The organism is Amycolatopsis alkalitolerans (assembly GCF_006152065.1).
GTDB lineage: Bacteria > Actinomycetota > Actinomycetes > Mycobacteriales > Pseudonocardiaceae > Amycolatopsis_E > Amycolatopsis_E alkalitolerans.
Genome location: NZ_VDFW01000002.1, coordinates 135,518 through 148,006, shown reverse-complemented (window position 1 = coordinate 148,006; position 12,489 = coordinate 135,518). Strand labels below are relative to the sequence as shown.

Annotated in this window: 12 protein-coding genes; 5 read left to right on the top strand and 7 right to left on the bottom strand. The window is 69.2% G+C overall.

Annotated elements, in window-relative coordinates:
- Both hsaA and FG385_RS02715 read right to left on the bottom strand, forming a co-directional pair.
- On the bottom strand, positions 1-1,176 hold the full coding sequence (gene hsaA, locus FG385_RS02720) for a 3-hydroxy-9,10-secoandrosta-1,3,5(10)-triene-9,17-dione monooxygenase oxygenase subunit (RefSeq protein WP_139094983.1): 1,176 nt from the start codon (positions 1,174-1,176) through the stop codon (positions 1-3).
- A 45-nt stretch (positions 1,177-1,221) separates the two neighbouring features.
- Positions 1,222-2,814: an FAD-binding protein gene (locus tag FG385_RS02715; protein WP_407645447.1), complete on the bottom strand. Its 1,593-nt coding sequence runs from the start codon at positions 2,812-2,814 to the stop codon at positions 1,222-1,224.
- Between the two features lie 113 nt (positions 2,815-2,927).
- Between FG385_RS02715 and kstD the strand changes: the two genes are divergently transcribed.
- From kstD to FG385_RS02690, 5 genes are read left to right on the top strand one after another with little or no spacing between them, the layout of a single operon-like run.
- The gene (gene kstD / locus FG385_RS02710) at positions 2,928-4,640 is read left to right on the top strand and encodes a 3-oxosteroid 1-dehydrogenase (protein WP_139094981.1); all 1,713 of its coding nucleotides are present in this window, start codon (positions 2,928-2,930) and stop codon (positions 4,638-4,640) included.
- A complete protein-coding gene (locus tag FG385_RS02705) occupies positions 4,637-5,767 on the top strand; it encodes a Rieske 2Fe-2S domain-containing protein (RefSeq protein WP_139094980.1) in 1,131 nt (376 codons plus the stop codon). Before kstD ends, FG385_RS02705 begins: the two co-directional genes overlap by 4 nt.
- Complete coding sequence (locus tag FG385_RS02700) at positions 5,764-6,030, top strand: hypothetical protein (RefSeq protein WP_139094979.1); 267 nt, start codon at positions 5,764-5,766, stop codon at positions 6,028-6,030. The genes FG385_RS02705 and FG385_RS02700 overlap by 4 nt, the downstream gene beginning before the upstream one ends.
- Complete coding sequence (locus FG385_RS02695; RefSeq protein WP_139094978.1) at positions 6,023-7,030, top strand: ferredoxin--NADP reductase; 1,008 nt, start codon at positions 6,023-6,025, stop codon at positions 7,028-7,030. Before FG385_RS02700 ends, FG385_RS02695 begins: the two co-directional genes overlap by 8 nt.
- Before the next feature lie 9 nt (positions 7,031-7,039).
- On the top strand, positions 7,040-7,897 hold the full coding sequence (locus FG385_RS02690) for a MaoC/PaaZ C-terminal domain-containing protein (protein WP_139094977.1): 858 nt from the start codon (positions 7,040-7,042) through the stop codon (positions 7,895-7,897).
- Between the two features lie 38 nt (positions 7,898-7,935).
- Here FG385_RS02690 and FG385_RS02685 read toward each other — a convergent pair whose 3' ends face one another.
- From FG385_RS02685 to FG385_RS02665, 5 genes are read right to left on the bottom strand one after another with little or no spacing between them, the layout of a single operon-like run.
- Positions 7,936-9,105: a lipid-transfer protein gene (locus FG385_RS02685; protein WP_139094976.1), complete on the bottom strand. Its 1,170-nt coding sequence runs from the start codon at positions 9,103-9,105 to the stop codon at positions 7,936-7,938.
- Complete coding sequence (locus FG385_RS02680) at positions 9,102-9,497, bottom strand: MaoC family dehydratase (RefSeq protein WP_327436813.1); 396 nt, start codon at positions 9,495-9,497, stop codon at positions 9,102-9,104. The genes FG385_RS02685 and FG385_RS02680 overlap by 4 nt, the downstream gene beginning before the upstream one ends.
- On the bottom strand, positions 9,479-10,342 hold the full coding sequence (locus FG385_RS02675; protein ID WP_139094975.1) for a bifunctional MaoC family dehydratase N-terminal/OB-fold nucleic acid binding domain-containing protein: 864 nt from the start codon (positions 10,340-10,342) through the stop codon (positions 9,479-9,481). The genes FG385_RS02680 and FG385_RS02675 overlap by 19 nt, the downstream gene beginning before the upstream one ends.
- Positions 10,339-11,484, bottom strand: coding sequence for an acyl-CoA dehydrogenase family protein (locus tag FG385_RS02670; RefSeq protein WP_139094974.1), 1,146 nt, complete (start codon positions 11,482-11,484; stop codon positions 10,339-10,341). The genes FG385_RS02675 and FG385_RS02670 overlap by 4 nt, the downstream gene beginning before the upstream one ends.
- Entirely contained in the window at positions 11,469-12,482 is a 1,014-nt protein-coding gene (locus FG385_RS02665) for an acyl-CoA dehydrogenase family protein (protein ID WP_139094973.1), read from the bottom strand. Before FG385_RS02665 ends, FG385_RS02670 begins: the two co-directional genes overlap by 16 nt.
- Between the last annotated feature and the right edge of the window lie 7 nt (positions 12,483-12,489).

Genomic DNA, 12,489 nt, shown 5'->3' with positions numbered 1-12,489 from the left:
TCACACCATCGCGTTTTCGACCGGCAGGCCGAACTCGCCCGTGCCGAACATGGTGTAGGCGCGCTCGGGATCGTTGGCGGCGTGCACACGCCCCGCATGGGCGTCACGCCAGAACCGCTGGATCGGTGTGCCCACTTTGAGCGCTCGGCCGCCCGAGTTCTCGAAGAGCCGGTCGACGGCCGCGATCGCCCGCTCGGTGCCGCGAACCTGGTCTCGCCGCACTCGCAGCCGGGTGGCCAGCGGGAGCTTCTCGCCCTGACACGCGAGCTGATAGAGCTCATCGATGTTGTGGGTCAGCTGGAGCCAGGCCGCGTCGATCTCGCTGGACGCCTCGGCGATGCGCACCCTCGTGAACGGGTCCTCTTTGGACTGTTCGCCGGCGTAGGCGGCGCGGACGCGCCGGCGCTGATGCTCGACGTGGGCTTCGTAGGCGCCCTGGGCCATCCCGATGATCGGCGCGGTGATCGTCGACGGATGTACCGAACCGTACGGGAGCCTGTACAGCGGCCCAGGGTTGACCTCTTGACCCGGAGTCCTGCATTTCGAGGTCAGCTGGAAGCTCAGCGCGCGGTGCTGGGGAACGAAGACATCCTCGACGAGGATGTCGTTGCTCCCGGTACCCCGCAAACCGACCGTGTCCCACACGTCGATGATCCGGTAGTCCGCGATGGGAAGGAGGTAGGTGCAGAAGTCGACGGGCTTGTCACCGGCGAAAGCCGGTGCGCCGAGCAGCACCCAGGTGGCGTGATCACACCCGGACGAGAAGCTCCAGCGCCCCGAAAGCCGGTAGCCGCCGTCCACGACCGTGGCCTTGCCCATGGGGGCATAAGACGAGGAGATGCGGACGTCGAAGTCCTCACTCCAGACGTCTTCCTGTGCCTGCGCCTCGAACAGCGCCAGATGCCACGGGTGCACCCCCAGGATCGAGGCGACCCAGCCGGTCGAGCCGCATGCGCTCGCGATCATCTTGACCGCGGTGTAGAAGGTCACCGGGTCGGCTTCGTACCCACCGTAGGTCCTGGGCTGCAGAAGCTTGAAGAATCCCGTTTCCTGCAACGATTTGATCGACTCGTCGGGGATACGGCGGGTGTCTTCGGTTTCCTGAGCCCGCTCCCGCAGAACCGGCAGGAGTTCAGCGACTCCGGCGATCACTCCTTGCGCGTCCCGCTCGCTCATCGGCGTTGCCCCGTCCTCGTCAGACCTGCGTTCTCGTCGCCAAGACTAGAACACGTTCTCGTTTTTGTCATCATTCCGCCCGACCGAGACACCCGCTCGTCGCCCTGAGAACACACAATCAGCCAAGGAGAGGCCACTGACGTAGGAACTGGAACAGATTCCCACCGCGGAGCGGCCGGCGGCGTAGAGACCGGGAACCAGGCCGCCGTCCTCGCCGCGCACCTGACCGGTCGCCTCGTCGACGGCAAGCCCGCCGAGCGTGAGCATCGGGCACGGGAAACTCAGGCTGGGTTTGATCGAAATGTCCAGCAGCGAATACGGCGGCGTGCGAAGTGCCTGCACGTATTCGCTCGGCTTTCCGGCGGGATCCGCGGCGCCGGAAGCCGCAGCGGCGTTGTAGGCGTCAACGGTCGCCTGAAGCCCCGCCGGGTCCATGCCGACCCGTTTCGCCACCTCGGCAAGCGAGGATCCGGTGACGCGACCGCGTCGCAGCATGTACAGCGCTTGGAGCCATTGGAACCACTGGGCTTCCCCGCGGGCGGATCGTTTCGCTGTGGCGACGATCTCCTCGTCGACCAGCAGCCAGCCTTTGGCGTCGTGGCGGAGGATCAATGCTTCGCCGACGGCAGCGCCGTAGCGCGACTCATCGATGACACGCCCTCCGTTGCCGTCGACGATCAGGCCCCGGACGAAAGCGCTGGGCGGGGTCACGAAACGCCAGGCGGTCACCCGGTCCAGGAAACCTGTCGCCCCGCCGGCGGCCACACCGAGGCGGATACCCGAACCGTCGTCGGCGGAGGTACCGAGAGCGAGGCCGCCACGATAGGCAGGCGCATGCTCACGGACCATCGGACGGTTCGCGATGAAACCACCTGCCGAGATCACCACTCCGTTGCGGGCGACGAACTCCGCCTCACGGGCGTAGCGCCGTTCGAGTCGCTCCGCCTGGCGGTACAACGTTTTGCGCACCATGGGCACGTAGATTCCCGGCTTCGCCGAGTAGCGCCCCAGCAGCCTATGCGTCCGGCGGACCCACTTCGGCGCGTCGCGCAGCGTCCGCACCCGCACCCCGGCGATCGCGCCCGTCGCGTCCGTGATCAACTCGGTCGCCCGCGTTCCGGGCAGCACCTGCACGCCCCTGCGGCGCGCGGCCACGGACAGGCGCGCGAACAGCAGCTTGCCCGATGTCCCGGGACCACGTACCCGGTGCCCGCGCGCGGCCGGCTTCGCGATCTCACGGAAGCCACCGGCCGTCTCACTGCCCGAGTGATACAGGTAGTAGTCGTCGTTTGGATACGACGTCTTGTATGGGCACAGACTGCCCTCGAAGGGCACACCGTTGTGCTCGAGCCAGCCGATCATGTCCGAACTGCCCTCGCAGAACCGGCGAAGCGTCTCCTCGGACACGGCATCGCCGACCTCGAGGCGCAGGTAGTCGTACATCGCGTCCACGGAGTCGTCCACCCCGGCCGCCCGCTGGTGCTCGGTGCCGCCGCCCGCGTAGACGACGCCTCCGCTCAGCGCGCTCGCCCCGCCGCCCGCGAACCGGTCGAGTACGAGCACGGAGGCGCCCGCGTCGGCGGCCTCGATCGCCGCGCACGCGCCGGCCGCGCCGAAACCGATCACAATGACATCCACAGGTGCGCCCACCTTGCCCACCCTAGAACTGAAACACGTTCTCGTCTATGGTGACCACGGAGGCTTCGAGCAGGCACGCGTTCGAGTGCAACGCGTTTCACTCCGGAGGTGACATGACCGGCGAACGCGGCGAACGCACGCCCGGCGAAACGGGCGGAACAGTGAGCGCCACGGACGAGGCCCACGACGTCGTCGTCGTGGGGAGCGGGGCCGCCGGCATGACCGCCGCCCTCGCGGCGAGGCGGCTCGGGCTGCGGGTCGTCGTGCTCGAGAAGGCGGCCAAGTTCGGCGGGTCGACGGCCCGGTCGGGCGGCGGTGTCTGGATCCCCGGCAACGAAGCCCTGCCCGACGACGGCGACACGCCCGAGCAGGCTCGTGCGTACCTCGAGGCCATCGTCGGCGACGTCGTTCCCGCCGAACTGCGGGACGCGTTCCTCGACTACGGCCCGGAGGTCGTCGCCTTCGTCCAGCATGAGACGCCGCTGCGCTTCCAGTGGGTGCCGGGCTACTCGGACTACCACCCCGAGGCGCCCGGTGGGCGCGCGGCCGGCCGCTCGATGGAGCCCAAGCCGTTCGACGGGCATGTTCTCGGGGACGAACTCGCCCGCCTCGAACCGCCGTACAGCGCCTCGCCCCTGGGCGTGCCCATCACGCAGGCCGACTACCGCTGGCTGAGCCTCATCGCGCGGCATCCGCGGGGCGTCGCCCGCCTGTTCGGCCTCGGCACGCGGTGGCTCGCGGGGCGGCTCACGGGCAAGCACCTGCTCGCCATGGGGCAGGCCCTCGCGGCGGGGCTGCGCGCCGGTCTCCAGCAGGCCGGGGTCACCGTCCGGCTGGACACGCCACTCGTCGACCTCGTCACCGAGAACGACCGGGTCACGGGCGTGGTCACCACGAACGGCGAAGTCATCCACGCGAGGCGAGGGGTGATCCTCGCCGCCGGCGGCTTCGAGCGCAACGAGGAGATGCGCACCAAGTACCAGCGCCAGCCCATCGGCACCGCCTGGACCGTGGGCGCGGCGGCCAACACCGGCGACGGCATCACCGCCGGGATGAAACTCGGCGCCGCCGTCGATCTGATGGACGACGCCTGGTGGGGCCCGACGATCCCGCTCACCGGCGGCCCCTGGTTCGCCCTCGCCGAGCGGTCGCGGCCCGGATGCCTGATGGTCGACGGGCGGGGCGAGCGGTTCGTCAACGAGTCCGCGCCCTACGTCGAGGCGGTGCACGCGATGTACGGCCCCGGCGACGGACCGGGCGAGCACATCCCCACCTGGCTGGTGTTCGACCAGCGCTACCGCAACCGCTACATGTTCACCGGGATCGGCCCTCGCCAGCCGCTGCCCGGACGCTGGTTCAAGGCCGGGATCGCCGCCAAGGCCGGGAGCCTCGGCAAGCTCGCGGAGCGCATCGGCGTGCCGGCCGAAGCGCTCGAGAAGACTGTCGACCGGTTCAACGGCTTCGCGCGGGCGGGCGTCGACGAGGACTTTCAGCGCGGGCAGAGCGCGTACGACCACTACTACGGCGACCCGCGCAACCGGCCCAACCCGAGCCTCGGCCCACTGGACCGCGCCCCGTTCTACGCGGTCAAGATCGTGCCCGGCGACCTGGGCACGAAGGGCGGCCTGCGCATCGACACGCACGCCCGCGTCCTGCGCGAGGACGGTTCCGTGATCGCCGGGCTTTACGCCGCCGGGAACACGAGCGCGGCGGTGATGGGCCACACCTACGCCGGCCCGGGCGCCACGATCGGGCCGGCGATGGTCTTCGGCTACCTTGCGGCCACCCACCTGGCCGCCCAGAATCGCACCGGAGGTCGACGATGACAGAAGTCCGCACGATCGACGCGGGAGCCCCGCCCGAACGCTTCGCCCGTGGCTGGCACTGCCTGGGCCTCGCCGACTCGTTCAAGGACGGCAAACCGCATGCCGTCAACGCCTTCGGCACCAAACTCGTCGTGTTCCAGGGTGAGGACGGCACGCTCAGCGTCCTCGACGGCTACTGCCGGCATATGGGCGGCGACCTGACCCAGGGCACCGTCAAGGGCAACGAGATCGCCTGCCCGTTCCACGACTGGCGCTGGGGCGGCAACGGCAAGTGCGTCTCGATCCCTTACGCCAAAAGGGTTCCGCTCCGCGCGCGGACCCGCTCATGGCGCACGCTCGAAGAGAACAAGCAGCTGTTCGTGTGGCACGATCCGCAGGGCAACCCGCCGCCCGAGAACGTCGTGATCCCGCGGATCGACGCGGTCTTCACCGGCGAGTGGAGCAACTGGACCTGGGATTCGGTGCTCATCGAGGGCTCGAACTGCCGCGAGATCATCGACAATATGGTCGACATGGCCCATTTCTTCTATATCCACTACGCGTTCCCGACCTACTTCAAGAACGTGTTCGAGGGCCATATCGCGACGCAGTACCTCAACACCAAGGGCCGCCCCGACATGGGCGTCGCCTCGAACTACGGCGGCGAAGAGAATCTGCTGCGTTCCGAGGCCTCGTACTTCGGACCGTCGTACATGATCAACAAGCATGTCCAGACGTTCAAGGGCTTCGAGATCGAGGACGTGCTGATCAACTGCCACTACCCGGTCACGCCGAACTCGTTCGTGCTGCAGTGGGGCGTCAGCGTCAAGAAGCCGCCCGGGGTCAGCGACGAGCACGCGGACAAGATCGCCGCGAAGTTCGCCAAAGGCGTCGGCGTCGGGTTCCGGCAGGACGTGGAGATCTGGAAGAACAAGACGCGCATCGACAATCCCTTGCTGTGCGAGGAAGACGGGCCCGTGTACCAGCTGCGCCGCTGGTACGACCAGTTCTATGTGGACGTCGAGGACGTCACCGACGACATGACGCGCCGCTTCGAGTTCGAAGTGGACACCACGAAGGCGAACGAGGCGTGGGCGCAGGAGGTGGCCGAGAACCTGGCCCGCCAGCAGGAAGAGGTGTCGACGTGACGACCACCGAGCGCACCGAGTTCCTCTCCGGCGGCCTGCGCCCGCACACCTGCTCGGCCTGCGGGAACCGCGTCCTGGTCAAGAAGAACAGCTGGAAGCACACGAGCATCCAGTGGACCACCGCCGCCGCCGCGAGCTGCCCGGTGTTCGCCGAGCAGGTCGGGGCCGGCGAGAGCACGGCGCTGCTCGACACGTGCGAAAAGCTGGACGTGAGCATCGCCGAATCGGTGCGCGACGGGGATTTCGGGGTACTGGATGCCTGAGATCCACACCCTGACCGTCGCCGAGGTCATCGCCGAAACCGCCGACGCCCGCTCGGTCGTGTTCGAACTGAAGCCGGAGCAGGCCGAGGCCTTCCGTTACCGCCCGGGGCAGTTCCTCACGCTGCGGATCGGCACGGCGGCCCGGTGCTACTCGCTGTCGAGCGCACCGCACGAGGGCACCCGGCTCAAGGTCACGGTGAAGCGGACCGAAGGCGGCTACGGGTCGAACTGGATCTGCGACAACATCCGGTCCGGGGCGACCGTGGACGTCCTCCCGCCCGCCGGGATCTTCACCCCGGCGGATTTCGACGAGAACCTGCTGCTGTTCGCGGGCGGCAGCGGGATCACCCCGGTCATGTCGATCCTGAAAACCGCCCTGCGCCAGGGAGGCGGACGAATCGTGCTGATCTACGCCAACCGCGACGAACGGTCGGTGATCTTCCGCGAGGAACTGGCCGCGCTCGCGAAGGAGCGCCCAGAACGGCTCGTGGTGCTGCACTGGCTCGAATCCGTGCAAGGCCTGCCCAGCCAGGACCAACTCCAGACGCTGGCCAGGCCGTTCACCGGGTTCGAGGCCTTCGTCTGTGGACCGGCGCCGTTCATGTCGACCACGAAGGGTGCGCTCAAGGATCTCGGCTGGAGCAGGAAGCGGCTCCACCTGGAGAAGTTCGTCTCGCTCGGCGGCAACCCGTTCGCCACCGCACCGCCCGAACCAGACTGCGGCGAGACCACCGGACTGCGCGTCGACCTGGACGGCGAGCAACACGAGTTCGCCTGGCCTCGCCAGCAGAAACTTCTCGACTTCCTGCTGGACAAGGGCCTCGACGCGCCCTATTCCTGTCGCGAGGGCCAGTGCAGCGCTTGCGCGTGCCGGATCGTCTCCGGCGAGGTGAAGATGCTGAACAACGAGATCCTGGACTCGGACGACATCGCCGAAGGTATCGTGCTGGCCTGCCAGTCCGTTCCGCTGACCGACGACGTGTCGGTCAGCTACGAGTAGGAGCCCCGCGTGCCCATCGACCCCGAACGCGCCATCGGCGCCGACCTCGGCGAGGTGACCTTCGCCTGGACACCGTCCGATGTGCTCCTGTACCACCTCGCGCTCGGCGCCGGCTCGAACCCGGTGGACCCGAAGGAGCTGCGCTACGCCTACGAGCGGGAGCTGCGGGTCCTGCCGACCTTCGCGACCGTCGCGGCGAACCTGCGGACCTTCGAGCCGCCGGCCGTCAGGATGCCGGGCGTCGACATCGACCTGGCGAAGGTCGTACACGGCACGCAGGCCGTCACCGTGCACCGGCCGATCCCGGTCGAAGGCAAGGCTGTCGCCCGCACCCGTATCGTGGACGTGCAAGACAAGGGCAAGGCGGCCGTCGTCCTCAACGAGACAACGGTGCACGACGCCGATGGTAATCCACTGTGGACAGCGCAGTCGAGCATCTTCGCCCGCGGTGAAGGCGGCTTCGGCGGCAAGCGCGGCACCTCCGACAAGATCGAGCTGCCCGGCCGCGAGCCGGACGAGACGATCATCACGGCGACGCTGCCGCAGCAGGCACTGCTCTACCGGCTGTGCGGTGACCGGAACCCGCTGCACGCCGACCCGGAGTTCGCCCGCGCCGCCGGGTTCGACGTGCCGATCCTGCACGGCCTGTGCACCTACGGCATTGTGGCGAAGGCCGTGACCGACGCGATGCTCGACGCCGACGTCACGCGGGTGAAGTCGTTCTCGGCGCGGTTCGCGGGCATCGTGCTGCCGGGCGAGACGCTGCGGACCCAGGTGTGGCAGGACGGTTCGCGCCTGCTGGTCCGGACGTCCACTGTGGAACGTGACGCTCCGGCGCTGTCGGACGCGGTGCTCACGACGGCGTGAAAGCCGAACTCGCGCGCGGCGAAAGCCCGACTCGCGGGTTAGGGGGCGGCGAGGATGAGGGCGCTGGTGGGGACGCCGGTGCCGGCGGTGACCAGGACGTGGGAAACGTCGCGGACCTGGTTGACCGCGGTGCCGCGCACCTGCCGGACCGCTTCGGCGATGCCGTTCATGCCGTGCACGTACGCCTCGCCGAGCTGGCCGCCGTGCGGGTTGAGCGGCAGCGAGCCCTCCAGCGTCAGTGTGTCGCCCGCGATGAACCCGGGCGCCTCGCCCCGCCCGCAAAAACCCAGCTCTTCCAACTGCATCAGCACATACGGGGTGAAATGGTCGTACAGCACCGCGACGTCGACATCCGCCGGACGCAGGCCTGACTGGGCCCACAGTTGCCGCCCGACGACGCCCATCTCGGGCAGCGCAGCGAGTTCGTCCCGGTAGTAGCTGGTCATGACGTACTGGTCCGGTCCGCTGCCCTGGGCGGCGGCCGTCACCACGGCCGGCGGGTTCGGCAGGTCGCGCGCCCGCTCCAGGCTGGTCACGACCAGCGCGACCGCGCCGTCGGTCTCCTGGCAGCAGTCCAGCAGGTGCAACGGCTCGGCGATCCAGCGCGAAGCCTGATGCTCCGCCAGCGTGATCGGCTTGCCGTAGAACCACGCGGCCGGGTTCGTCGCCGCGTGCTCGCGGTCCACCACCGCCACACGGCCGAAGTCCTCGCTCGTCGCGCCGTACTCGTGCAGGTACCGCTGCGCCACCATGGCCACCGTCGCGGCCGGGGTGCCCAGGCCCATCGGGTAGTGGAAGCTGTTGTCCACTCCGGACGAGTTGACCTGCCCCGCCGCGGCGCTCGACACCTGGCCGAACCGCATCCCGGACCGCTCGTTGAACGCGCGGTAGGCCACCACGACGTCCGCGACCCCGGTCGCCACCGCCATCGCCGCCTGCTGGACCGTCGCGGCCGCCGCTCCCCCGCCGTAGTGGATGCGGCTGAAGAACGTCAGTTCCTCGATGCCCAGTTCGCGTGCGACCGCGACCTCGGCGTTGGAGTCCATGGTGAACGAGACGAGTCCGTCCACATCGGACGGATAAAGTCCGGCGTCCGCCAGTGCCGCCTGCACCGCCTCCGCGGCCAGCCGCAGCTCGCTGCGCCCGGAGTCCTTGGAGAACTCGGTCGCGCCGATCCCCGCGATCGCCGCCGCGCCCGACAGCTTCACGACACACCTCCGACCGTCACCGTGCCCGCGATGTGCTCGCCCAGATTTCCCTTACCGGTCACGTGAACCGTCACCTCGTCGCCGTCCTGCGCGATCACCTCGCCGGTCAGCACGAGCGTGTCGTAGGCGTAGCACGGCACCCCGAGCTTGATCTTGATCGAGCGCACGAACGCCTCCGGCCCCGCCCAGTCGGTCACGAACCGCTGCACGAGACCGGTGTCGGTGAGGATGTTGACGAAGATGTCCTGCGAGCCACGGGCGATCGCCGCGTCGCGGTCGTGGTGCACGTCCTGGAAATCGCGCGTCGCGATCGCCGAGCTGATCACGAACGTCGGGGTGACGTCGATCCGCAGCGGCGGCAGTTCGATGCCGATCACGCGATCACCCGCCACGCGGGGAGCGTCAGTTCCTCGTCGACCTTCACGAACGCCGCCTCGACCGGCTGTCCTATTTCGACGGTGGTCACCTCCAGCACCTCACCGAGCATGCGCACCCCCTCCTCCAGTTCGACCAGCGCGATCACGAACGGGAGCTGCTTGCCGGGCACGGCCGGGCGGTGGTGCACGATGTAGCTGTACACCGTGCCACGGCCGCTCGCGACCACCCAGTCCGGTTTCGCGTCGAGATCCCCGTCCGGCGGCATGGGCCCGGGCGGATGCCGCAGCTTGTCGCCCCAGCGCTGGATCCGCAGCTCCCCGGCCTTCGTGCCGTCCCAGAAGAACTCGGTGTCCTTGCTGATCACCGGCCGCAGCACGCCGGTCTGCGCGGGCTTCGGCGTGAACTTGAGCACCCGGAACAGCATGTCCGCGACCACCTCGTCGCCCACGTACCAGGTGGTCGTCGTGGTCACGAAGTACCCTTCGCCGAGCGCCGTCCTTTTCGGACCGACGACACCCTCGAGCTTCGTGGTCGACGCGACGCGTTCGCCGTGCTGCAGCAGCCGCCGGTAGCTCTGCTCGGAGTTCGTCGCCACGATGGAGGTGTACCCGGCCTCGTCGAGAACGGCGAGGATCGCGCCCAGCGGGTCGTCGTCCGCGCGCTGCCCGTGCAGACCGCCCATCGTCCACACCTGGGCCATCGCGGCCGGTGCCACGCCTTCGGCCGCGTAGCGCGGATTCTCGTCGCCGAGTGCCTCGAGCCAGTTGTTGATCATCGCCGGGTTCACCGGATCACGGGCCAGTCGTGGTTTGGACTCGCCCCGCGCGGCGATACGGGCCGCGGCTTCTTCGATCGTCATCGTGGCACCCTCGGCAATCCCAGTCCCATCATCGCGATCAGCTCGCGCTGGATCTCGTTCACCCCGCCGCCGAAGGTCAGCACGAGGTTGCGGCGGGCCAGCACATCGAGCCATCCGGCCAGCTCCGCGGTCTCGGGGTCGGTGAGATCTCCGTGGCGCGCAACGACTTCTTCGAGCAGCCGGCCGATGCGCTGGATGCGCTCGGACCCGAACACCTTCGTCGCCGACGCGTCCGCCACGTTCACCGGCTGCGTCACCGCGACCTGCCAGTTGAGCAGTTCGTTGATCCGCACCGTCGCCTCCGTCTCCCGCAGCGCGGTGCGCACGTCGGGGACATCGAGCAGGCCGCGCGCCGACGCCCAGGCGTGCACCCGGTCGTGCAGCCCGCCGACGCGCCCGCTCGGGCCGAGCATCACGCGCTCGTGGTTGAGCTGCGTGGTGATCAGCTTCCAGCCGCGGTTCTCCTCGCCGACGAGCATGTCCGCCGGGACCCGCACGTCGGAGTAGTAGGTCGCGTTGACGTGGTGCGCGCCGTCGCAGGTGATGATCGGCGTCCACGAGTACCCGGGGTCGCTGGTGTCGACGATGAGGATCGAAATCCCCTTGTGCTTCGGCGCCGCGGGATCGGTGCGCACGGCGAGCCAGATGTAGTCCGCGTCGTGCCCGCCCGTCGTGAAGATCTTCTGCCCGTTGACCACGTACGTGTCTCCGTCACGAACGGCGGTCGTGCGCAGCGAAGCCAGGTCCGTGCCCGCGTCCGGCTCGGTGTATCCGATCGCGAAATGCACGTCACCGGCCAGAATCCGGGGCAGGAATTCCTTCTTCTGCGCTTCGGTGCCGTACTGCTGCAGCGTCGGGCCGACGGTCTGCAGCGTCACCGAGGGCAGCTGAACGTCCGCGCGCGCGGCCTCGTCGGCGAAGATGTGCTGTTCGAGATCGCCGAACCCGCGCCCGCCGTACTCCTTCGGCCAGCCGACGCCGAGCCAGCCGTCCTGGCCCATCCGCCGCACGATCCGCCGGTACACCTCGCCGTGACGCTCCCGCAGCAACGCCGTGCGCTCCCCGGGCGAAACGAGGTCGGCGAAGTAGCTCCGTAGCTCGGCGCGCAGGCGCTCCTGCCGCGCGGTCAGTTCGATGTACATACGCTCAGCTCCTTGACCATCGCGTAGTACCGGTGCAGCGGGTAGGTGATGTCGACGCCGAGCCCGCCGTGCAGGTGATGGCAGATCGCGAGCGCCTTCGGTGCTTCGCCGGCGAACCAGTACCCGGCGATGTCGAGGTCGGGATACGGGTCACGGCCGCTCGCCAGCCGCCAGATCGCCGAGAGCGCGGCGAGGTGGACCGTGCGGGACGCGATATAGACGTCGGCGATCTGCTGCGCGACCGCTTGGAAGGTGGCCAGTGGGCGGCCGAACTGCTCCCGCTGCCCGACATGCTTCGTGGTCAGCGCGAGTGCTCCGGCCAGCGCGCCGTCGCCCAGCGCGAGCATCCCGGCCAGCGCGTACCGGCGCAGGGTGGCGAGCGCTTCGCCGGACTCCCGGTCACGCACCTGGTTGGCTTCGGTGACCGCGACGCCGTCGAGCCGCATCGTCGTGCCCGCGATGGTGACGCCGTCCGCGCGAGGATCGACCAGGAACACCCCGGCCGTGGTCGGTACGAGTACCCGGGTCGCCGCGGCCAGCGAGGGCACAGACGTCTTCACACCGGTCAGCAGCCACCGGCCGCCGTCCGCGACCGCCCGCGTCGACGGATCCGCGGTCAGCGGCGCGGAGGGCTCGTGGACGGCCGCGGTGACCACGGCTTCGCCGGCCGCGATCTCCGGCAGCAGCTCCGCGCGCTGGTCAGGCGTGCCGAGGCGGTCAAGCGGCAGCAGGCCGAACGCGAGCGTGAGGGCCGGGACCGGCGCGGCGGCACGGCCGAGTTCGGTGAGCAGGACCGCGACCTCGGCCAGGCCCAGCCCGTCCCCGCCCAGTTCGGGCGGCAGCGCCACGCCGAGCAGGCCCGCCTTGCCCAGGGCTCGCCACACCTGCTCGTCGAAGCCGCGCTCACCCGGCGGCCGCTCGAAGTCGATCTCCCGGCCGAGGATCTCGGCGGCGAGGCCCGCGATCTCCCGCTGGGTCTCGTCGAGGATGAAGTCCACACAGGCT